The 21801-nt window shown below is 29.3% G+C and carries 20 protein-coding genes; 18 read left to right on the top strand and 2 right to left on the bottom strand.

The genetic code is table 11. The annotated features are described in order from the left end of the window. Nucleotides 1-21 precede the first annotated feature (21 nt). The 10 genes from ACZ5TJ_RS13915 to ACZ5TJ_RS13870 all read left to right on the top strand — a co-directional run bounded on the left by ACZ5TJ_RS13915 (nucleotide 22) and on the right by ACZ5TJ_RS13870 (nucleotide 11217). Nucleotides 22-1059 (top strand): ribonucleotide-diphosphate reductase subunit beta, encoded by a 1038-nt coding sequence (locus ACZ5TJ_RS13915; RefSeq protein ID WP_464200463.1) that lies wholly within the window; start codon nucleotides 22-24, stop codon nucleotides 1057-1059. A gap of 308 nt (nucleotides 1060-1367) precedes the next feature. Next, the gene (gene ptsP, locus ACZ5TJ_RS13910; protein WP_039312931.1) at nucleotides 1368-2987 is read left to right on the top strand and encodes a phosphoenolpyruvate--protein phosphotransferase; all 1620 of its coding nucleotides are present in this window, start codon (nucleotides 1368-1370) and stop codon (nucleotides 2985-2987) included. Between the two features lie 145 nt (nucleotides 2988-3132). Continuing rightward, entirely contained in the window at nucleotides 3133-3669 is a 537-nt protein-coding gene (locus tag ACZ5TJ_RS13905; protein ID WP_464200461.1) for a chromate transporter, read from the top strand. Further along, nucleotides 3670-4200, top strand: a complete 531-nt coding sequence (locus tag ACZ5TJ_RS13900; RefSeq protein ID WP_464200459.1) for a chromate transporter — start codon at nucleotides 3670-3672, stop codon at nucleotides 4198-4200. It begins immediately after the preceding gene. Between the two features lie 314 nt (nucleotides 4201-4514). Further along, nucleotides 4515-5159, top strand: coding sequence for a biliverdin-producing heme oxygenase (locus ACZ5TJ_RS13895; protein WP_464200457.1), 645 nt, complete (start codon nucleotides 4515-4517; stop codon nucleotides 5157-5159). Between the two features lie 178 nt (nucleotides 5160-5337). Then, nucleotides 5338-6513 carry a beta-aspartyl-peptidase gene (gene iadA, locus ACZ5TJ_RS13890; protein WP_464200456.1) on the top strand — a complete coding sequence of 392 codons (1176 nt, stop codon included), beginning with the start codon at nucleotides 5338-5340 and terminating at the stop codon, nucleotides 6511-6513. Between the two features lie 203 nt (nucleotides 6514-6716). Continuing rightward, entirely contained in the window at nucleotides 6717-7496 is a 780-nt protein-coding gene (locus ACZ5TJ_RS13885) for a hypothetical protein (protein ID WP_464200454.1), read from the top strand. Between the two features lie 95 nt (nucleotides 7497-7591). After that, nucleotides 7592-9142 (top strand): nitrite/sulfite reductase, encoded by a 1551-nt coding sequence (locus tag ACZ5TJ_RS13880; RefSeq protein ID WP_464200453.1) that lies wholly within the window; start codon nucleotides 7592-7594, stop codon nucleotides 9140-9142. 92 nt (nucleotides 9143-9234) lie between these two features. After that, entirely contained in the window at nucleotides 9235-9543 is a 309-nt protein-coding gene (locus ACZ5TJ_RS13875; protein WP_464200451.1) for a hypothetical protein, read from the top strand. Nucleotides 9544-9759: 216 nt separating this feature from the next. Next, nucleotides 9760-11217 carry an NADP-dependent glyceraldehyde-3-phosphate dehydrogenase gene (locus ACZ5TJ_RS13870; RefSeq protein WP_464200450.1) on the top strand — a complete coding sequence of 486 codons (1458 nt, stop codon included), beginning with the start codon at nucleotides 9760-9762 and terminating at the stop codon, nucleotides 11215-11217. 35 nt (nucleotides 11218-11252) lie between these two features. On the opposite strand, the gene ACZ5TJ_RS13865 is transcribed toward ACZ5TJ_RS13870, so the two are convergent. Then, nucleotides 11253-11894, bottom strand: a complete 642-nt coding sequence (locus ACZ5TJ_RS13865; RefSeq protein WP_464200448.1) for a cell wall hydrolase — start codon at nucleotides 11892-11894, stop codon at nucleotides 11253-11255. Between the two features lie 61 nt (nucleotides 11895-11955). Continuing rightward, the gene (locus ACZ5TJ_RS13860; protein ID WP_464200446.1) at nucleotides 11956-12939 is read right to left on the bottom strand and encodes a hypothetical protein; all 984 of its coding nucleotides are present in this window, start codon (nucleotides 12937-12939) and stop codon (nucleotides 11956-11958) included. 167 nt (nucleotides 12940-13106) lie between these two features. Between ACZ5TJ_RS13860 and cdaA the strand changes: the two genes are divergently transcribed. The 8 genes from cdaA to glmM all read left to right on the top strand — a co-directional run bounded on the left by cdaA (nucleotide 13107) and on the right by glmM (nucleotide 21779). Beyond that, the gene (gene cdaA / locus ACZ5TJ_RS13855; RefSeq protein WP_464200445.1) at nucleotides 13107-13961 is read left to right on the top strand and encodes a diadenylate cyclase CdaA; all 855 of its coding nucleotides are present in this window, start codon (nucleotides 13107-13109) and stop codon (nucleotides 13959-13961) included. After that, on the top strand, nucleotides 13931-15247 hold the full coding sequence (locus tag ACZ5TJ_RS13850) for a CdaR family protein (protein ID WP_464200444.1): 1317 nt from the start codon (nucleotides 13931-13933) through the stop codon (nucleotides 15245-15247). Before cdaA ends, ACZ5TJ_RS13850 begins: the two co-directional genes overlap by 31 nt. A gap of 13 nt (nucleotides 15248-15260) precedes the next feature. Continuing rightward, nucleotides 15261-16859 carry an NAD(P)/FAD-dependent oxidoreductase gene (locus tag ACZ5TJ_RS13845; RefSeq protein ID WP_464200443.1) on the top strand — a complete coding sequence of 533 codons (1599 nt, stop codon included), beginning with the start codon at nucleotides 15261-15263 and terminating at the stop codon, nucleotides 16857-16859. 179 nt (nucleotides 16860-17038) lie between these two features. Beyond that, nucleotides 17039-17947, top strand: coding sequence for a phosphate butyryltransferase (gene ptb / locus ACZ5TJ_RS13840; protein ID WP_464200442.1), 909 nt, complete (start codon nucleotides 17039-17041; stop codon nucleotides 17945-17947). A gap of 24 nt (nucleotides 17948-17971) precedes the next feature. After that, nucleotides 17972-19039: a butyrate kinase gene (buk, locus tag ACZ5TJ_RS13835; protein WP_464200441.1), complete on the top strand. Its 1068-nt coding sequence runs from the start codon at nucleotides 17972-17974 to the stop codon at nucleotides 19037-19039. Nucleotides 19040-19137: 98 nt separating this feature from the next. Continuing rightward, nucleotides 19138-19965, top strand: a complete 828-nt coding sequence (locus ACZ5TJ_RS13830; protein ID WP_464200439.1) for an AIM24 family protein — start codon at nucleotides 19138-19140, stop codon at nucleotides 19963-19965. An 82-nt stretch (nucleotides 19966-20047) separates the two neighbouring features. Beyond that, nucleotides 20048-20353: a YerC/YecD family TrpR-related protein gene (locus tag ACZ5TJ_RS13825; RefSeq protein ID WP_039312980.1), complete on the top strand. Its 306-nt coding sequence runs from the start codon at nucleotides 20048-20050 to the stop codon at nucleotides 20351-20353. Nucleotides 20354-20435: 82 nt separating this feature from the next. After that, nucleotides 20436-21779, top strand: coding sequence for a phosphoglucosamine mutase (glmM, locus tag ACZ5TJ_RS13820; protein WP_464200438.1), 1344 nt, complete (start codon nucleotides 20436-20438; stop codon nucleotides 21777-21779). Nucleotides 21780-21801 lie beyond the last annotated feature (22 nt).

The following is a 21801-nucleotide window of genomic DNA, read 5'->3' as shown; positions in this document are numbered from 1 at the left end:
TTTTAGAGGGAAGGTTTAGAAATGTTAGATATAAATAAAAAGCCACTTTTTAATGAATTTGGAGATACAGAAACTTCAAAGAAGAGAATGATAAATGGTAATACAACAAATCTTAATGATTTTAATAATATGAAATATTCTTGGGTTTCAGATTGGTACAGACAAGGAATGAATAATTTCTGGATACCAGAAGAAATTAACTTAGCTCAAGATTTAAAAGATTATAAAAATTTAACAGAAGAAGAGAGAACTGCTTACGATAAAATATTATCTTTCTTAATATTTTTAGATTCAATACAAACAGCAAATCTTTCAAATATAAATAATTATATAACAGCAAGTGAAGTTAATCTTTGCTTAACAATTCAGGCTTTCCAAGAGGCTGTACATTCACAAAGTTATAGTTATATGCTAGATACTATTTGTTCTCCTGAAAAGAGAAATGAAATATTATATCAATGGAAAGATGATAAAATCTTACTTGAAAGAAATAAATTTATCGGAGATCAATATAATACATTTTTAAATGAGCCAACAAAACATAATTTATTAAGAACTATAATGGCAAACTATATATTAGAAGGCGTTTATTTCTATTCTGGATTTATGTTCTTCTATAATTTAGAGAGAAACGGAAAGATGCCAGGTTCAGCACAAGAAATAAGATATATAAATAGAGATGAAAATACTCATCTTTGGTTATTTAGAAGTATAATAAGGGAACTTCAAAAAGAAGAGCCAGAGCTTTTCACAGAAGAAATAAAAGAAGAGCTTAGAGAAATGATAAAAACTGGTGTTAGAAATGAAATTGCATGGGGAGAATATGTAATTGGAGATAACATTCAAGGAATAAATAAAAAGCTTATTAATGATTACATTAAGTATTTAGGAAATATGAGATCTTCATCAATAGGACTTGGAAAGCTTTATGAAGGTTATGATAAGAACCCAGCAGAGTGGGTAGATAGACAGGCAGATGCAAATTCAGTTAAGACAGATTTCTTTGAAGCTAAATCAACTGCATATGCAAAAGCTGCAACTCTTATTGATGATTTATAAGAAATATAGAATTTAATCATTATATTTAAAATAGAAATAAACTACAAAAAAGGAAACTAAAATTATTGAGTTTTAGTTTCTTTTTTGTATAAAGATGCAAAAAAAATTTAACATAATAATGAGCTTGAATTGTGCAAAAACTCTAAATAGAACGAGAGGATTAGTATTAACAATTGACTAAATTATGTTATAATAACTTAGGGTTATACTTAACTATGTAAAAGATATCATTAGGTGTATATCGGTTGAATAGTTTTTTTATGTACTTAATTTTATTATGAAGTACTGTAATTAAGGAGGATTTTATTATGAAAAAAGGTATTGCGGCTTCAAAGGGATACGCTATTGGTAAAGTATTCTTACAAGAGCATGAGGAAATAATTATAACAGATGAGAAAATTACTGATGTTGCGTCAGAAAAAGAAAAATTAAAGAAAGCTTTAGACGCTTCAAAGGAACAATTAGAAAAGATAAAAGAAAAAGCTGCTAAAGAAATGGGAGAAGAAAAAGCTGCTGTGTTTGAAGCTCACATTACTTTACTTGATGACCCAGAATTCACTGGCGCTATGGATATGGAAATAGAAAATAATAATATAAATGCTATGAAAGCTGTTGAAAATGTAACAAATACATTCGTTGCAATTTTCGAATCAATGGACAATGATTACATGAGAGAAAGAGCAGCTGACATAAAAGACGTTTCAAAGAGAATAATAGCAAACTTAGCTGGAAAAGGCGGAGATGCTTTTGCAATAACAGAAAACAATACAATAGTTGTTGCTGAAGACTTAACTCCATCAGATACAGCTCAATTAGATAGAAGCAAAGTTGTTGCATTCTTAACTAATATCGGAGGAAGAACTTCTCACTCAGCTATTATGGCTAGAACATTAGAAATTCCAGCTGTTGTTGGTCTTGGAGATATTACAACTTCAGTTAAAAATGGAGACACAATAATAGTTGATGGTATTGAAGGTATAGCAATCGTAAATCCAGATGAAGCTACAATCAAGGAATACGAAGCTAAGAGAGAAGCTTTCAGAGCTGAACAAGAAGAGCTTAAGAAGCTTATTGAAGTTAAGACTGTAACTAAATCAGGTAAGAGAATAGAAGTTTGTGGAAACATCGGAAAAGCAGAAGATGTTCAAGGTGTTATAGCAAACGGAGGAGATGGAATCGGACTATTTAGAACAGAGTTCTTATATATGGATAGAGATAACGCTCCAACTGAAGAAGAACAATATGAAGCATACAAATATGTATTAGAAAATATGAATGGAAAACAAGTTGTTATAAGAACACTTGATATCGGTGGAGATAAGACATTACCATACTTACCATTACCACAAGAAATGAATCCATTCTTAGGATATAGAGCTATCAGATTATGTTTAGATAGAAAAGAATTATTTAAAGTTCAATTAAGAGCATTACTTAGAGCTTCAGTTTACGGAAATCTAGCTGTAATGTTCCCAATGATTTCAGGAATACAAGAATTCAGATCAGCTAAAGAAGTTGTAGAAGAATGTATGGCTGAACTTAAAGCAGAAGGAAAAGAATACTCAGATTCAATACAATGGGGTATCATGGTAGAAATCCCAGCAGCAGCTGTTATGGCTGATGAATTAGCTAAAGAAGTTGATTTCTTCTCAATAGGAACAAACGACTTAATTCAATATACATTAGCTGCAGATAGAATGAGTGAAAAAGTATCATACCTTTACAACCCAATGCATCCAGCAGTTCTTAGATTAATTAAGATGACAATTGAAGGTGCTCATAAGCACGGTAAATGGGTTGGAATGTGTGGAGAAATGGCAGGAGATGAAGCTGCTATCCCAACATTAGTTGAATACGGATTAGATGAATTCTCAATGAGTGCATCATCAATCTTAGGTGCTAAGAAAATAATTTTAGAACAAGAATAATATTTAATATTATATAAACTAAAAGTAAAGCGTAGGTAGATTACCTACGCTTTATTTTTTACAAAATTATAAACTTAGTCCCCTATGAAGTAGTAATATTTGTGATAAAATATGTGTATATCTTAAAAGATTTGGAGGAAAAGATGTGGATAAAGTTTGGAAAATGTTTATTTCTTTCTTCAAAATAGGTGCATTTACATTTGGTGGTGGATATGCAATGATTCCTATTATAGAAGAGGAAGTTGTAAATAAGCAAGGTTGGATAACTAAAGAAGAGTTTATGGATATGCTAGTTGTATCACAAAGTTTCCCAGGTGCTATGTCTGTAAATTGTTCTATTTTTATTGGATATAAAATAGCAGGAGTATTTGGTGGTGTTATAGCACTTCTTGGGGTGGCACTGCCATCATTTTTAATAATTTTATTTGTAGCAGCATTCTTTATGCAATTTAGAGATAATTATTATGTTAATCTTGTATTTAAAGGAATATCAGCAGCAGTTCCTATATTAGTATTAACAGGGGTTATAAGTCTTTCAAAAGGAATAGAAAAGAATATTAGAAATGGAATAATGATAACTATAGCGTTAATTGCATTAATAATATTTAAAATTAATCCAGTAATAGTAATAATAGCTGCTGCTATATATGGTGCAATTTTCTTAAGGGAGAAGGTGAAGTAGATGAGTTTACTTATAAAATTGTTTTTTACCTTCTTAAAGATTGGAACATTTAGCTTTGGTGGTGGATATGCAATGATACCATTCATACAAAGAGAGATTATAACTAATAACAATTGGATAAATTCAAGTACATTTATGGATATAATCGGTATATCTCAAATGACACCAGGCCCTGTTGCTATAAACTCAGCTACATTTGTTGGATATAAAGTATCTGGAGTATTTGGTAGTGTAGCTGCAACACTTGGAGTAGTTACAATGTCTTTCATACTAGTTTCAATTGCCTCAAAAGCAATGAATAAGTTTAAAGAGTCAAAGGTTTTAAAGGCTGCACTACTTGGTATGAGACCAGTACTTATAGCACTTATAATACAGGCTTTTGTTGATTTAGCTAAAGATGCATATGTAGATATAACATCAGTAATAATAACCCTAATAATAGGAGCTATCTTATTATCAAAAAAAGTTCATCCTATAATATCAATTGTTATAGCTGGAATACTTGGAGTTTTACTTTACGGATTCATATAAATATAGGTGGAGTTTATAAATTAACTATAAACTTCACTTTTTTATTTATTAATAAATAGTAAACCTAATAAAAAAGGCAGTTTATAAAATATTAATAATTATTATTAATAGACAATAATTAAAGTTAAAGTAAGAATTTAAAGGAAAAACTATAAAAAATAATGTTTTTTACTTATTTATAAGTGTAAATAATGAAATTGAGGAATTGATTGTTATATTATGTAGGACTATTATGTAAGCGTAGAACGGGCAAGGCATTAAGTATACTTAGTGATAGGGTTAAAATAAAACACTAAAAATATGAAGGTGATAAGATGAATACATTTATGAGAACTATTAAAAAAAATAGTCAAGATTTACATGCAGTCGCAGAAAATACTGGCTTTTTAAAAAGATTAATTGATGGACAAGCATCAGTTGAAGGATATGCAGAGTATTTATTTAATTTATATGAAATATATAAAACAATAGAATTTAACTTAGAAAAGTACGCTCATAATCCTGTAGTAAAAGAATTTACAACTGTTGATGTATATCGTTCAGAAGCTATATACAAGGATTTAAAAGTTTTACTTGGAGAAAAAATGAACTCAATGCAATTATTAGCTTCAACTAAAGCGTATATAGATAAGCTAAATGAACTTGGTAGAAGTAATCCAGAGCTACTTGTAGCTCATGCATACACTAGATATTTAGCTGATTTATTTGGTGGAAGAACAATATATAAAACATTAGAACAAGTATATAAAGTAGACTATGATGCTTTAAATTACTATCATTACGAAGCTCTTAATGAAGAGGAAGGAAGAAAAGAATTCATTATGGAGTATCATGATAAACTTGGAAAAATTAAATTAAATGACATTTTAAAAGAAAAATTCTTAGATGAAGTGTCAAATTCTTATATTTATAATATATCTATATCAAATGAATTAGATTATATAGTATATCGTAAATAAAATTACTAATAAAGTTAAGTATAACTCAAATAACCAATTTAATGTGCAAAAGAAATTATGAAAAACTATAGAAAAATCTGATTATGGATTCTTCTATAGTTTTTTATTTTGTTTTAATTATATTAACTTTGATTTATGGGTAATAATAAATATGAACGGGATATTAGGAGTTGGTTAAATGATTAAAGTAATAAAAAATATAAAAGTTTATTCACCTAAATACATAGGAATTAAGGATATAGTTATTGTTAAAGATAAAATAGAAGGAGTTTATGAAAATATAGAAATTCCAAATAATTTTATAAATATAGAAGTTATTAATGGAGAAGGTAAAATAGCATTTCCAGGATTTATAGATGCTCATGTACACCTAACAGGTGGTGGAGGTGAAGGTGGATTTAAGACTAGAACACCTGAACTGCAATTAAGCACAATAACTAAAAGTGGAATAACAACTGTAGTTGGATGTATTGGAACAGATGGAGTTTGTCGTGATATGAGAGGACTTGTAGCTAAAGTTAAGGCGTTGAAAGAAGAAGGAATAACAGCTTACTGTCTTACAGGTTCATATGAAGTGCCAGTAAATACTATGACAGAAAGTATTAAGGGAGATATTATGCTAGTTGATGAAGTTATTGGAGTTGGAGAAATTGCCTTATCTGATAATAGAAGTTCTCAGCCAAGAGTTGATCAGTTTATAAATTTAGTAGCAGAAGCAAGAGTTGGAGGGCTTTTATCCAATAAATCAGGAATAGTAAATGTTCATTTAGGTGGAGGGGCTAGGAGGCTTAATTATTTATTTGAAATGCTAGATGAATCAGAAATACCAGCAACTCAATTACTACCAACTCATATGTGTAGAACTAGTGAACTTTTAGAAGCGGGAATAGAGTGGACTAAAAGAGGTGGGTATATAGATCTTACAACAAGTTCTGATCCAGATCATTTAGAAGAGGGAGAAGTAATAGCATCAAAGGCACTTAAATATGCATTAGATAGGAAAGTTCCAATAGAACAAATAACATTCACATCAGATGGTAATGGTAGTATGCCTTTATTTGATGAAAGTGGAAAGCTTAAAGGTCTTGGAATATGTAGTGTTGAGTCTCTTTATGGCGAAGTTAAAAAGGCAATACTTGAGGAAAATATAAAAATTGAAGATGCAATTAAGGTTATAACATCTAATATAGCACATATATTAAAGTTTAAACATAAAGGAAAAATAGAAAGAGGTATGGATGCAGATATTGTTATAGTAGACGATAATAATCTTAATATAGATAAAGTTATAGCTATGGGAAATATTATGGTTGATGGTGGAGAAGCTAAAGTATTTGGAACATTTGAAAAATAGAAGATCTTGTGTATTATTATAAAGTTATTTGGATATAATGTGTAAGAATTTAATATTTTGTTTATAACTATAGGAATACTAATAATGACTTAGTATTCCTATTATTCATTTAAAGTTTATAATGGGTTAAAATTAAGTCTATTTTCTATAATTATAATTTTAATATAGATTAAATCTAAAGCTTGCAAGGAGAATAAAGTTTTATGAACTTAGTAGAAAAGGAAATATCTAAGGATATAAAGTCAGTTATATTATGTAGTATATATACCGCATTAATACCAGTATTATTTCTATCTATATATCCTATTATAGGTAAAGAGGTTAGTGGGTTACTTAATATAACATTAATAAATACACAAGATTCTTTCGAAATAAATAAAACTATAAATTATATAAGTATAACTAATTATTTAGGATATATATTTAATTATGTATATATAATTGGGGGAGTTTACGGGGGGATACTTGGTGCAACATCAAATATAAGAAATTACAAGCTAAAAAGAAAAGAATATAAGAAGTTTATAAAAGTTAAAATAATTGCAAATTTAGAAAAATATATTGCGTACTCTTTAATAATAGGAATGGTAACATTTATAGCAATTAGCATAATTACGCCAGTAAATTCAAAATTAGAACTTATTTTATTAGAAGAAGTCTACTTAATATTTGGATTAATTATAATTGGAGTATTATTCATGAGCATAGGTTTTATAATATGTTCACTTAGTAAGAAAAATTTAAATGCAGTGTTAGTAGTTTTATGTGTATTAGCATATACATACGTTTTAGGGGCAGCTTCAAGATTAACATACAAGCTTGAAATACTAAAAATATTTTCACCATTTGAAAGTATGAATGCAATTGATATAGTAAATTATGGGTTTAACAAGTTTGTTGTAATTGGAATGATATTTATATCAATAAGTTGTATGTTAATAACAGTAATTGTATTTAGTATTAAATTAAAAGAAGTTAATTAACATAACTACATAAGTATATACTTATAGTTATGATAATAAAAACTTCTTTTACCTTATAAATTTTTAATAGTAAAATTAAACGAGAGGTGAATGTAATGAATGATTTAAAAGAGATACTAAAAGATGAAGTTAAACAATTCAGAGAAAATGGACATAAGTTCTTGAATAAAGAATTAAATGTTGCACAATTTAAAAAATTATCTGGCGGAATGGGTGTGTATGCACATAGAGGTGGACAAGAGTTCATGATAAGATTAAAAACACCTTCAGGTATTGCGTCAAAAGAAGATGCAAATAAGATATATGAATGGGCTAATAGATATAACTTAAAATGGATACATCCAACAACAAGACAAGCTATCCAGCTTCATGGTTTAGGAATAGATGATGTTTGTGACATTATGGAAGAGGCAATGGATTATGGAATATACACAAGAGGTTCAGGGGGAAACTTCCCAAGAAATGTCGCTATATCACCACTTTCAGGTGTAAGTAAGGGAGAAGCTTTTGATGTAGTTCCTTATGCAAAGGCTTTAAATTCTTATATTATGGAAAGAGTTTATACTTATAAATTACCTAGAAAAATTAAAGTTGCTATGGCAATAAATAAAGAGGATGAGCCACACGTAACAGTAACTGATTTAGGATTTTTAGCTGTTATGAAAGATGGAGAAAAATTCTTTAAGCTTTATTTAGGTGGTGGACTTGGTAGAAATCCAAGACTCTCTGTAGAGTATGATGAACTTATAAAACCTGAAGATTGCATTTATTATTTTGAAGCAATGGTAAGACTGTTTATGGCTGAAGGAGATTATAAAAACCACAATAAAGCTCGTATAAGATATATAGTTGAAAGAATGGGCGAAGAAGAATTTGTTAAATGCTATAAGAAATATGTAAATGAAGTTTTAAACGAAGCGGATTTAAGAATAGATGTAAAAGAAAACAAAGTAAATAAACAAGGAATAGTTACAGAATTCAAAGATGCAAGATTAGTACCACAAAAGCAAGAAGGGCTTTATAGCGTTTATTTCCATCCATATGGAGGAAAACTTGAATTATCTCTTTTAAATGATATTTTAAATGCTGTTAAGGATATGGATGACATTGAATTTAGATTTACTTTAAAAGAAGGATTCTATATTATAAATCTTAATGGTAAAGAAGCAGAAAAAATAGTAGAATTAACTAAAGGTCGTGGAGGCGAAATTAGAGTTACTCAATCTGTTTCATGTATTGGAGTACCAATATGTCAAATGGGAATAGCTAATAGTCAAGGATTATTAATTAGCATTTTAGATAAGCTTTCAAAAGAAAATGTAGAAAAAGATTTATTACCTGAAATACACATTTCAGGATGCACAAATTCTTGTGGAGTACATGAAATTGGTTCAATTGGATTTGCTGGAAAATCAAAAAGAGTTAATGATGCTCCAAGAAAGTGTTTTGAATTAAATGTTAATGGTGATTTTAAAGTTGGAAGTTCAAGACTTGGAGATATATATGGAGACATAGTTGAAGACGAAATTCCAAACTTTATTTATGATTTATATAAAGTATTAGAAAAAGAAGGATTAAAGTTTGAAGATTGGTACAAAGAAAATAAAGAAAACTTTAAAGAATTAGCATCAAAGTATATAGTTTAATTAATTTATAATAAAAAAAGTGGCTTTGCCACTTTTTTTATTATAAAAGGGTAAAATATAAGTAATAACTAAATATAAAGGAGATTTAATGTATGGCAAAGAAAAAAACAAGTAAAAATAATGACTTTTTATATAGAGCAAGAGAAAATTCTTCTCCTAAAATATATGAAATAATATTAGATTTAGTAAATGATGATAGAGAAGATCTAGCTAAAGAGGTCATGAAGGCAGATTATCTTTTAGAATATACAAGCATTTGTATAAAGCAAAAAGACTTTAGAGAAGCTAGAGAATCTATGGGAAAAGCTAAAGAAAAGATAGAGAGTTTAAAAAATAATGGAGCAAATATTAGTTATCTTGAATATCTTAGAGAAGGAATAGAGAAAAAAATTAAAAAATAAAATTTGTAAACTTCCTTAGTTATTTAATAATAATTATTAATAAATAGTTAAATAATAAAAAAAGGGGTTTTTATAAATTTAAATTAGTGGTATTATATTAATAATAAATATTAATTAATAATTAGTGTCATTTAACGAGATAAATTTATAGAATAAAAACTAGGGGATTTATAGATTATAAAGGTATAAGGTTTAATGAGAAAAGGAGGATATTACATGTTTAAGGAAGAAAAGAATGGCGTAACCGTTTATGGTAATCTAATAAACGGCACTTTTGTAAACAAAGGCGATGAAAATGGAATAAAAATAGTATCTCCAATTGATCAATCAGTTGTTGGAGTAGTTCATCCTATGTCAAAAGAAGAAGTTGATGATGTAATTAGTATAGCTAAAGAAGCGCAAAAGATCTGGAGAGAAATACCAACAAATCAAAAGTCAAGGTTATTACATAACGTTGCTGATTTATTGGAAGAAAGAATAGAAGAGATGGCAGAAGTTATGATGATTGAGATTGGCAAAGATAAAAAGAGTGCCATGTCTGAAATAAAAAGAACTGCTGATTTAATAAGATTTACAGCAGATACTGCTGAAAATATTAAAGGTGAATCAATACCTGGAGATTCTTTCCCAGGATTTAAGAATGATAAAATATCAATAGTTACTAGAGAACCACTTGGAGTTGTTCTTGCAATATCTCCATTTAATTATCCTGTTAATTTAGCAGCATCAAAGATAGCACCAGCACTTATGGCTGGAAATACAGTAGTATTTAAACCAGCAACTCAAGGAAGTATTTCAGGTCTTTATTTAGCAAAAGCTTTCAATGAATCTGGAATTCCTAATGGGGTTTTAAATACTATAACAGGAAGAGGTAGCGAAATTGGCGATTATGTTGTAACTCATAAAGATATAGATTTCGTAAACTTTACTGGTAGCAGTGAAGTTGGTAAAAGAATTTCAAGAATAACTGAAATGAAACCTCTTTTAATGGAACTTGGTGGAAAAGATGCAGCAATAGTTTTAGAAGATGCAGATTTAGAATTAGCAGCTAAGAATATAGTTGCAGGTGCTTTCTCATACTCAGGCCAAAGATGTACAGCTGTAAAGAGAGTTTTAGTATTAGAAAGTGTTGCTGATGAATTAGTATCAAAGGTATTAAAATCAATGGATACTGTAACAACAGGAAATCCATTAGAAGGTGACTATATTGTAGGACCATTAATAAATAGTAAGGCATGCGATTTTGTTGAAAGTTTAATAAAAGATGCTGTTGATAAAGGAGCTAAGCTTTTAAAAGGTGGAAATAGAGAAGGAAATACTATAATGCCAACTTTATTTGACCATGTTACAGAAGATATGAGAATTGCATGGGAAGAACCGTTTGGACCAATACTACCAATTATAAGAGTTAAAAGCGTTGATGAAGCAATAAGAATAGCAAATGAATCTGAATACGGACTTCAATCTTCTGTATTTACAAAAGATATAAATAAGGCATTTAATGTAGCTAATAAGTTAGAAGTTGGTACAGTTCAAGTAAATAATAAAACTGAAAGAGGACCTGACCATTTCCCATTCTTAGGAGTTAAAGCATCTGGTATGGGAACACAAGGTGTACAATATTCAATTGAAGCAATGTCAAGACCAAAAGCAACAGTAATAAATTTAAAATAAATAAAAAGCCTTACTCTTTTGAGTAAGGCTTTCATTTATTGTTTAAAAAATGTGTGATTTCCAATTGTCTTAGTATCTTTTTTAGCTGTTGACTTCATCCATGTGCAAGTTGCAATATCAGGATTATAGAAGAATAAAGCTTCATTAGTAGGATCTTTACCTCTAATTGCTTCATAAACAGCATCATAACAAGATTTATTAGGCTGGGCTACTATCTTTCCATTTTGAACACATGAAAATGCATTCTTTTGGAATATTACTTCTTTTATTGTGTTTGGGAATTTAGGGCTCATAACCCTGTTTAAAACAACTGATGCAACGGCAATTTTTCCTTCAAATGGTTCGCCTCTGCTTTCGCAGTAAACTAATTTTGCCATTAAATCAATATCAGCTTTTGTTATTTTAAGTGTTGCCCCATTTTGGCTGAATACTTGTATATCATTTTGTGAATTTGCTTTATTTGAGTTTGATGTTTTAGCGGCTGATGTTGCTTTTGTAGATGTAGTTTTCTTTACATCAACTTTAGCTTTTGTTTTTTCTTTTTCTATATTTTTGGAATCATCAAATTTAGTTTCAGAAGCATTTATATAATCAAATATTGTAAGAACTGATGCTTCTGCAGTTATTGATGAGAAGAAAAAGATAGATAATAAAAATATACTGAAAAACTTTTTCATAAAAACCTCCTTTTTACAACCCAGTCAAGTACTAGTATTGACAAAAAAGAAGGAGTATATACTATTTTCTTTTGAAATTATCCAGTTTATCACATAAGTTTTTGAAGTAAGTAGAAAAATCTCTATATTTTGAGAAAGAATCTTCAAAAATTGAAGTATCTTTTGTAGTAGCATCATAATCGCTTAAAGACGAATCAATTGAATTTATATAATCTTCGTATAAAGTTATAGTTTTAACTAAAATTGTATGAAGTTCTGTAGCTTCCTCAGGAATACTTAATGAATAAAAATCATTTTTAATATGCTCAAAAGAAGATTTTTTATTCGAAATATCAGAAGTTAGTACATTTATATCTCTATTGTTATTAATAATATCATTAAGTGCTGGTTTTAAATCTTCATCAATTTCTTTAAAATTCAATATTATTTTATCTACAGCCAATATATATGCAGAATTTTTTTCACTATTTATATCTTTTATAATATTTACTTGAATTAATGTTTCAAAATATTTATTTGTTTTATCAAAAAACTCCAAACTTTTTTCAGAAATAATGCTTTTAACTCCTATATTATTTAAATCTTTATTTAAGCTTTTAAGTGCATCTAGGTTAATATTATAATCTTTAAGTTTCGTGCTTAATTCAGTATTAGATGCATTATTGTAAAGAGAAAAAGCTTTTTCGCATAAAGATATGTTATTTGTAAGTGCTTCATTAAGAAGGTTTTTAAAGTGAGTATTATTTTCTAATACTTTAAGATCATTTAACTTAGTACGTACATCCTTAAGATCGTTTATACTTTTAGATACAGCATTTTTAGATTTTTCAGGATCTACACTATCTTTAGTAATACAATCATCAAAGGTACTATTTATAGCCAATATTTCTTTCGATAATTTATTAATATGTCTAAGATTTATATTAGATGGCAAAAATTTGGTTATAATAAGCAATAATAATGGGAGACTTATAATTATTAAAGCAATTATAAATAGCTTTTTATTGGATTTAAATTTAGTAAAAATTTCTTTATATGATTCCATTTTTATCCTCCTTTCCATAATCTAAAAAAAGTAATCTATAGATTATATTAAGAATGGTTTTAAAATATTATTAAAATACATAAAAAAGTAATTTTCTATTATACTAAGCAGTGATTATTTGGTGTATAATTTATAAAGAAATTATATTAAGAGAGGTGAGACTTATTATGCAAGATTTTTTCATCGGAGCGCTAAATTCGATTAAACATATTTCAGTTTGGTCTATAGTGGATATTTTAGTTGTTTCGTATATTTTTTATAAAGGATATATGCTTATAAAGGAGACAAGAGCAGAACAGCTTTTAAAAGGTATATTGCTTATTGTTGCATTAATTCCTATAAGTTATCTTTTAAAATTAGATATGCTTTATTTTATATTAAATAAAACATTAACAATTGGAGTTCTTTCAGTTGTAATTATTTTTCAGCCAGAAATTAGGCGTGCACTTGAGCACCTAGGTAGAAGTGCTTTTGATGAAAATCATAATATAAGTGATGTTAGACAAAGAGAGGCAGTTGTTGATGAAATAGTAACTGCTGTGGAAAATTTAGCAGAGACTAAAACAGGTGCTTTAATAGCTATAGAGCAAGGAACAGGCCTTGGTGAGGTGTTAGCATCAGGAACTATAATAGATGCAGTTGTAAGTTCAGCCCTTTTAGAAAATATATTTGTTGTAAACACACCACTTCATGATGGAGCTACTATAATAAGAGAAGATAGAATATATGCTTCAGGATGTGTTTTACCACTGACAAATAATAATAGTATAAATAAAAAATTAGGAACAAGACATAGAGCTGGTATTGGTCTTTCAGAAAACTCAGATGCTTTAGTAATAATAGTTTCAGAAGAAACTGGTGTAATATCTTTAGCTATTGGTGGAAGACTTACTAGAAACTATGATAAAGAAAAATTAAAAAAGACATTATTAAGTATAATGAAGAGTAAAGATAATAAGAAAGTAAAATCAGCTGGTGAGAGGGTGAAATCATGGATAAAAGGAATACAAAACAAACGCTAGGTATAAAATTATTATGTTTATTATTGTCCTTTATTCTATGGCTTTACGTTTCAAATGTTCAAAATTCAGTAAGAACATATACTTTAAAGGAGGTACCAGTTAAGGTTTTAAATACAGAGAGTTTAAAGTCTTATGGACTCGCTTTAGCGCCAGATCAAAACTTTTCTGTAGATTTAAAACTTGAAGGAGACGTAAAGTATATATATTCTGTCTCTAAAGATCAGTTTTCATTAACAGCAGATATTGGAGAATATGCGTTAAAAAGTGGAATAAATAATATACCGGTAAATGTAATTAACTATCCAGAGCAAATTAATATAAAAAATAATAGTAATTTAACAATACAAGTTAAATTAGAGAAACTAGTAACTAAAGAGGTAAGTACTACATCAGATGTAAATGTAACATTTGCACAAGGTGCTTATAAGCAAAAAGAGCAGTTTACTTCTGAGAAGGTATCTGTATCTGGACCTAAAAGTGCAGTCGATAGAGTAGAGACTGTTGCTTTAGTTGGTACTTTAGAAAATGTTAGTAGCAATACTACAAAAGAATTTCCTTTTAAGCCTTTAGATGCAGATGGAAAAGTTGTACATGGGGTTACTTTAAGTAAAAATACAGGAGTTATAAGTATTGGTGTTAATAATGGAAAAAGTGTTAATATAGTAGCTAATACTGTTGGAAGTCTTCCAGAAGGATACAAACTAATTAATACAACATTATCAAATCAAACAGCTCAAATAGTAGGAAGTGATAGTAAAATAAAAAATATCACATCTTTAAAGACCGAAGAGATAGATTTATCAAATATAACAAGTAGCATAGAAAAACAAGTTAAGATAATAGTTCCAGATGGAGTTAGTATTTTAGGTAAAGAAAATACTGTTACTGTAAAACTTGAAATTCAAAAAGAAGATAAAGAGACTGCAAATAGTAATAATGATAATAAAAATGACAATAATAAAATATCTAAGACAATATCAATACCTGTAAACTATATAGGACTTGATAATTCATTAGAACTTTCAAATGAAACTAAAACAATTAGTTTTAAGATAGAAGGAAATAAAGCTGATGTTGAAAGCTTAAATGATAGCAATTTCTCTTGTAATTTTGATATAAGTAAATACAAAGATGAGGGAACATTTGAGGGCAGTCCTAAGATAGAAATAATAAATAGTACTTCAAAGGTAACTATATCAAATGTTGATGGAATTAAATTTACTTTAAATAAAAAAACAACAGCAAAAGACCATGGTAAAGATAAGGGGTCTAATAAAGTAACATAGGAGTATAAATCGTATGACAATAAGAATAAATAATATTATTCTAAGTATAGAAGATGATAAAAATATATTGAAAAAGAAAGCCGCAAAAAAGCTTAATATAAAAGAAGAGCACATACATTCACTAAAAATAATAAAAGAAAGTATAGATGCAAGAAAAAAAGATAATATAAGATTTAATTATTGTGTTGATGTAAGATGCGAAAATGAAAAACTTATATTAAAAAGAAATAAGGATAACAATATAAAATTAGAAGAAGATAAAAAAGAAGAGCCATTTAAATATGGTGAAAAAGAATTAATAAATAGACCTGTTGTTATAGGTCTTGGACCAGCAGGTTTATTTTCGGCATTAACTTTAGCAAAGCATGGTTACAAACCAATTGTCTTTGAAAGAGGGGAAGATGTTGATAATAGAACAAAAACTGTGGAAAAGTTTTGGGAGACTGGGGAATTAAATCTTAATTCTAATGTCCAATTTGGAGAAGGTGGAGCAGGAGCCTTTTCAGACGGAAAGCTTACAACTAGAATAAAAGATAAAAGATGTGCATTTGTTTTAGAAGAGCTTGTAAAGAGTGGGGCTCCTGAAGAAATAACTTATGTAGGTAAACCACACGTTGGAACGGATATATTAAAAGATGTTGTAAAAAATATAAGAGAAGAAATAAAGAATTTAGGTGGAGAAGTACACTTTAATTCAAAGCTTGAAAAAGTAATAACAAAGGATGGAAAGCTTACAAATATAATTGTTAATGGCAAAGAAATTCCATGTAATGTTTTAGTACTTGCAATTGGTCATAGCTCAAGAGATACTTACGAAATGCTATATGAAGAAGGGGTCTCTATGGAACAAAAGGCTTTTGCAATAGGAGTTAGAATAGAGCATACACAAGAAGTTATTAATGAAAGTCAGTATGGAAAGTTTAAGGATCATAAGAGACTTGGCGCAGCTGATTATAGATTAACTTATCAAAGTGAAAAACAAGGTAGAGGAGTGTATTCATTCTGTATGTGTCCTGGTGGTGTAGTTGTTGGAGCTGCATCAGAGGAAGGAAGACTTGTTTCAAATGGAATGAGTTATCATGCAAGAGATTTAGAAAATGCAAACTCTGCATTAGTTGTAACTGTTGGACCGGATGACTTTAACGGTGATCATCCACTTGCAGGTATGGAATTCCAAAGACATTATGAAAGTCTTGCTTTTAAAGTAGGTGGAGGTAACTATAAAGCACCTATACAACTTGTTGGAGACTTCCTAAATGATAGAGTATCAACTAAGTTTGGAAGAGTTAAACCAACATATAGACCCGGTTATGAATTTAAGGAACTTAAAGAATGCTTACCAGATTATGTAGTGGAAACATTAAAAGAAGGTATAAGTGTATTTGGTAGAAAAATTAAGGGCTATGATATGGATGATGCACTTTTAACAGGTGTTGAAACTAGAACTTCAGCTCCAGTAAAAATGCCAAGAGATGAAAGATTACAAAGTGTAAATGTTAAAGGGCTTTATCCAACTGGAGAAGGTGCTGGATTTGCAGGTGGAATAATATCAGCAGCAGTTGATGGAATAAAGGTTTCTGAAAGAATAATGGAAGATTACAAAAAAAATTAAGTGGTTTTATACCACTTTTTTTTATATATAAATTTTCTGACAATTTACCATTCTTATAAATTTTCTGATACAATATACATATGAAATTGTTACAAAATTAACGATAGAAAATTCCATTAATACTAAATGTATTAAAAAACAGTGGTTTTTTAAATAAATTTTAAAGAGGTGCGTTGAAAATGAGTAGAAATTTTGATGATTTATTATCAAGGGTTAGAAAGGTTGAACCAAAAAAAGTAGCTGTTGCCGTAACTCAAGATGAACCGGTATTAGAAGCGGTAAAATCAGCAAAAGAACAAGGAATAGCAGACGCTATATTAGTTGGAGATAAACATGAGATAAAGAAAATAGCAGATAGAATCGGAATGGACCTAACAGGCTATGAAATAATGCATGAAAAAGACGTAAAGAAAGCAGCTCTTTTTGCAGTGCAACTTGTTTCAAGCGGAAAAGCTGATATGGTTATGAAAGGATTAGTAGATACAGCTACTTTCTTAAGAAGTGTATTAAATAAAGAGGTTGGATTAAGAACTGGAAAACTTATGTCACATGTTGCAGTTTTTGAAATAGAAGGAATAGAAAGATTAATATACTTAACAGATGCAGCATTTAACACATATCCAGACTTAAAAGCTAAAAAGCAAATAATAGATAATGCAGTATCAGTAGCTCATGCTTGCGGATTAGAAATGCCAAAAGTAGCACCAGTTTGTGCAGTTGAAGTTGTAAATCCTGATATGCCAGCAACTTTAGATGCTTCATTATTATCAAAAATGAATGATAGAGGACAAATAAAAGGTTGTATAGTCGATGGTCCTTTAGCACTTGATAATGCACTTTCAGAAGAAGCAGCACATCATAAGGGAATAACAGGACCAGTTGCAGGTAAAGCAGATATAATAATGCTTCCAGACATAGAAACTGCAAATGTAATGTACAAATGTTTAACATACACAGCTAAAACAAAGAACGGTGGATTATTAGTAGGTACATCAGCGCCAGTTATCTTAACTTCAAGAGCAGATTCATTCCAAACAAAAGTAAATTCAATAGCCTTAGCAGCTTTAGTTGCTGAATCATTAAAGTAATATATTTAGGAGGGAATTAATATTATGTCATATAAGTTATTAATAATAAACCCAGGCTCAACTTCAACAAAAATTGGAGTTTATGAAGACGAAAGAGAAATATTAGAAGAAACCTTAAGACACTCATCAGATGAAATAGGTAAATATCCAACAATAGTTGATCAATTAGACTTTAGAAAAGATGTTATTTTAAAAGTATTAGAAGAAAAGAACTTCGATATAAAAACGTTAAATGCTGTAGTTGGTAGAGGTGGAATGCTTAAACCAATTCCAGGTGGAACTTATGAAGTAACAGATGCTTTAGTTGAAGATTTAAAGAAAGGTGTTCAAGGACAACATGCTTCAAACTTAGGTGGAATATTAGCTAAAGAAATCGGAAATGAATTAAATGTTCCATCATTTATAGTAGATCCAGTTGTTGTTGATGAATTAGAAGAAGTAGCTAGAATTTCTGGAGTACCAGAACTTCCAAGAAAGAGTAAATTCCATGCTCTTAACCAAAAAGCAGTAGCTAAAAGATTTGGAAAAGAAAGCGGAAAAGGATATGAAAATTTAAATCTTATAGTAACTCATATGGGTGGTGGAGTTTCTGTTGGAGCTCACAAAAAAGGAAAGGTTGTTGATGTAAACAACGCATTAGATGGAGATGGACCATTTTCACCAGAAAGAGCTGGTGGAGTTCCTGTTGGGGATTTAGTAAAAATGTGCTTTAGCGGTAAATACTCAGAAAAAGAAGTATATAGCAAACTTGTAGGTAAAGGTGGATGTGTTGCATACCTTAACACTAATGATTTTAGAGATGTTTTAAAACTTGCAGGAGAAGGAAATAAAGAAGCACAATTAATATATGATGCATTCATATATCAAGTTGCTAAAGAAATAGGGGCAATGGCTACTGTATTAGAAGGAAATGTTGATAAAATAATATTAACTGGAGGAATGGCATACTCAGAAAAAGTTGTAGGGGACATAACAAAAAGAGTAGGTTGGATTTCAGAAGTTAAAACTTATCCTGGAGAAGATGAATTACTTGCATTAGCACAAGGTGCTATAAGAGTATTAGATGGAGAAGAAAAAGCTAAAGAGTACTAATTATTAAAAATATCTATAACCTGTTGACTAGTGTATAATATAAAGAGATATGTCTATAATTTAGATATATCTCTTTTTTTATAAGGTGGGAAGTTAACATGAGGACAAGTTTAAAATTTGAAAATCAGCTAACTATGTTAGCACAAATGACAAATGATTCAAGATTTCAAGTATTAGAATACGATAAGTTAAATGGAGCTACAGATGTGGACACTGCATTTGATTTAAACGTTATGAATAGAGCGGGAATAAAATTAAAACAAATTAGAATTATTCTAGATGATAGTAAGGTAAAAATAGAAAGTGGAGCATTAAGCTACATGAAAGGTTATATAGAAATAGTAAATAAGTTTAATGGACCATTAGGTATATCAAAGAAATTTATTTCAAGTAAATTAACTGGTGAAACTATGTTTAAGCCAAGCTATGAAGGTTGTGGAGAGATATTCCTAGAGCCATCTTTTAAACATTATGCTTTAATCGAACTTGAAGACGATATAATAGTAGTTGACGATGGGATGTTCCTTGCGTGTGAGGAAGGTGTAGAAGTATCTCATTCAGGTCAAAAAACAATATCTTCAATGATATTTGGTGATGAAGGATTATTCCAAACAAAAATATATGGGACAGGTATAGTAGCACTTGAAATTCCAGTGCCAGAAGAAGAAATATTTAAATGCAAATTAAATAATGATGTTTTAAAAGTAGATGGAAGCTTTGCAATACTTAGAACTGGAGATATTGAATTTTCTGTAGAAAAATCAGCAACAACAATCTTAGGTAGTGCTACAAGTGGAGAAGGTTTACTTAATGTTTATAGAGGAACTGGTGATGTATGGCTTGTACCAACTAAAGCTGTGTATGACAAACTTATTTATATAAAGGATAAAGAAAATATAAAAGAAGAAAAATTTAATGAGGAATAAAATAACTTTTATACAGTAAAGTTATGAATTGATATAGTAAGATGGTATAATAAAACTTAAGATGAAAGGTGGAGAGTAACTTATGGATTCAAAGATACAAAGTAAGGAAATGGATTTATTTTTTGATGCCATTTTAGCATTAGAAAATAAGGAAGAATGTTATAAGTTTTTTGAAGATGTTGCTACAATAACAGAAATTAAGGCATTAGCACAAAGAATACATGTTGCTAAGTTATTAAAGAATAAAAAAACATATACAGAAATTGCAGAAATAACAGGAGCAAGTACTGCTACAATAAGTAGAGTTAATAGATGTCTAAACTACGGTAGTGATGGATATAATATTGTTCTAGATAGGATAAATACTGAAACAGTTGTCAATGATTAGAGAAAATATTATACTATGATAGTAGGGAAAAAAAGTTAAAAATAGATGTAAATATAAATCAAAAGAAAGAGGTAAAATTTTTATGGGTAGAATGTTTGGAACTGATGGAGTAAGAGGAGTAGCAAATACTGAACTTACTGCAGAACTTGCATACAATCTTGGAAGAGCAGGTGCTTATGTATTAACAGAAGGTGCTCACAAACCAAAAATATTAGTTGCAAAAGACACAAGAATATCAGGAGATATGTTAGAAGCTGCATTAGTTGCAGGTATATTATCAGTTGGAGCAGAAGCTGTAGTACTTGGAGTAATTCCAACACCAGCAGTAGCTCATTTAACAAGACAATATGGAGCAGATGCGGGAGTAATGATTTCAGCATCACACAATCCTGTAGAATATAATGGTATTAAATTCTTTAATAATAAAGGTTATAAACTTTCAGATGAATTAGAAGATGAAATCCAAAGAACTATAGAAAATGGTTTTGAAGGAGTACCAAGTCCAACAGGAGTTTCTCTAGGAAGAGAAAGAGTAGAAGTTGCAGCTTTAGATGATTATATAGAATTTGCTAAAAATACTATATCATCAAATCTTGAAGGAGTAAAAATTGCATTAGATTGTGCAAATGGTGCAGCACACAAAGCGGCTGTTAAAGCTTTTAGAGATTTAGGTGCTGAAGTTTATGTTATAAATGATAATCCAGATGGAACTAATATAAATGAAAATTGTGGTTCAACACATCCAGAAGAATTAATGGAATATGTAGTTAAAAAAGGATGTCAAATGGGATTTGCTTTTGACGGAGATGCAGATAGATGTCTAGCAGTTGATGAAAAAGGAAACTTAATAAACGGAGACTTTATATTAGCATTATGTGCAAATCACCTTAAAGAACTAGGAAGACTTAAAGATGATACTTTAGTTGTTACTGTAATGAGTAACTTAGGTTTAGATATAGCTTGTAAAGAAGTTGGAATAAACTTAGCAAAGACTAAAGTTGGAGATAGATACGTTCTAGAAGAAATGCTTGATAAAGGATATGTACTAGGTGGAGAACAATCAGGACATATAATTTTCTTAGAATGTAATACAACAGGTGATGGATTAGTTACAGCACTTCAAGTTGCATCAATAGTTAGAAGAAGCAATAAAACTTTAAGTGAATTATGTTCTATTATGAAAGAACTTCCACAAGTATTAGTTAATGCTAAAGTTCCAAATGATAAGAAAGACATTTATTTAAAAGATGCTGAAATAGTAGCAGAAATAGAAAGAATGGAAAAATTAATGGATGGTAAAGGAAGAGTTTTAATAAGACCTTCAGGTACAGAGCCATTAGTTAGAGTTATGCTAGAAGGCGAAAATCAAGAAGAAATTGATAAACTAGCTCACAACTTAGCAGATATGATATTATCTAAGTGCTAATTATAAATGATAGACAATGATA

Source organism: Clostridium budayi, assembly GCF_055396605.1.
The sequence above is the reverse complement of the archived record's forward strand: the minus strand, read 5'-3'. Positions and strand labels throughout refer to the sequence as shown.

Coding starts and splice junctions, on each gene's coding strand:
- ACZ5TJ_RS13865 (WP_464200448.1), bottom strand. CDS start 11,894: ATGAAAAAGTTTTTCAGTATATTTTTATTATCTATCTTTTTCTTCTCA.
- glmM (WP_464200438.1), top strand. CDS start 20,436: ATGGGTAGAATGTTTGGAACTGATGGAGTAAGAGGAGTAGCAAATACT.
- ACZ5TJ_RS13825 (WP_039312980.1), top strand. CDS start 20,048: ATGGATTCAAAGATACAAAGTAAGGAAATGGATTTATTTTTTGATGCC.
- iadA (WP_464200456.1), top strand. CDS start 5,338: ATGATTAAAGTAATAAAAAATATAAAAGTTTATTCACCTAAATACATA.
- buk (WP_464200441.1), top strand. CDS start 17,972: ATGTCATATAAGTTATTAATAATAAACCCAGGCTCAACTTCAACAAAA.
- ACZ5TJ_RS13885 (WP_464200454.1), top strand. CDS start 6,717: ATGAACTTAGTAGAAAAGGAAATATCTAAGGATATAAAGTCAGTTATA.
- ACZ5TJ_RS13900 (WP_464200459.1), top strand. CDS start 3,670: ATGAGTTTACTTATAAAATTGTTTTTTACCTTCTTAAAGATTGGAACA.
- ACZ5TJ_RS13895 (WP_464200457.1), top strand. CDS start 4,515: ATGAATACATTTATGAGAACTATTAAAAAAAATAGTCAAGATTTACAT.
- ptsP (WP_039312931.1), top strand. CDS start 1,368: ATGAAAAAAGGTATTGCGGCTTCAAAGGGATACGCTATTGGTAAAGTA.
- ptb (WP_464200442.1), top strand. CDS start 17,039: ATGAGTAGAAATTTTGATGATTTATTATCAAGGGTTAGAAAGGTTGAA.
- ACZ5TJ_RS13845 (WP_464200443.1), top strand. CDS start 15,261: ATGACAATAAGAATAAATAATATTATTCTAAGTATAGAAGATGATAAA.
- ACZ5TJ_RS13870 (WP_464200450.1), top strand. CDS start 9,760: ATGTTTAAGGAAGAAAAGAATGGCGTAACCGTTTATGGTAATCTAATA.
- ACZ5TJ_RS13915 (WP_464200463.1), top strand. CDS start 22: ATGTTAGATATAAATAAAAAGCCACTTTTTAATGAATTTGGAGATACA.
- ACZ5TJ_RS13875 (WP_464200451.1), top strand. CDS start 9,235: ATGGCAAAGAAAAAAACAAGTAAAAATAATGACTTTTTATATAGAGCA.
- ACZ5TJ_RS13860 (WP_464200446.1), bottom strand. CDS start 12,939: ATGGAATCATATAAAGAAATTTTTACTAAATTTAAATCCAATAAAAAG.
- ACZ5TJ_RS13850 (WP_464200444.1), top strand. CDS start 13,931: ATGGATAAAAGGAATACAAAACAAACGCTAGGTATAAAATTATTATGT.
- ACZ5TJ_RS13880 (WP_464200453.1), top strand. CDS start 7,592: ATGAATGATTTAAAAGAGATACTAAAAGATGAAGTTAAACAATTCAGA.
- cdaA (WP_464200445.1), top strand. CDS start 13,107: ATGCAAGATTTTTTCATCGGAGCGCTAAATTCGATTAAACATATTTCA.
- ACZ5TJ_RS13830 (WP_464200439.1), top strand. CDS start 19,138: ATGAGGACAAGTTTAAAATTTGAAAATCAGCTAACTATGTTAGCACAA.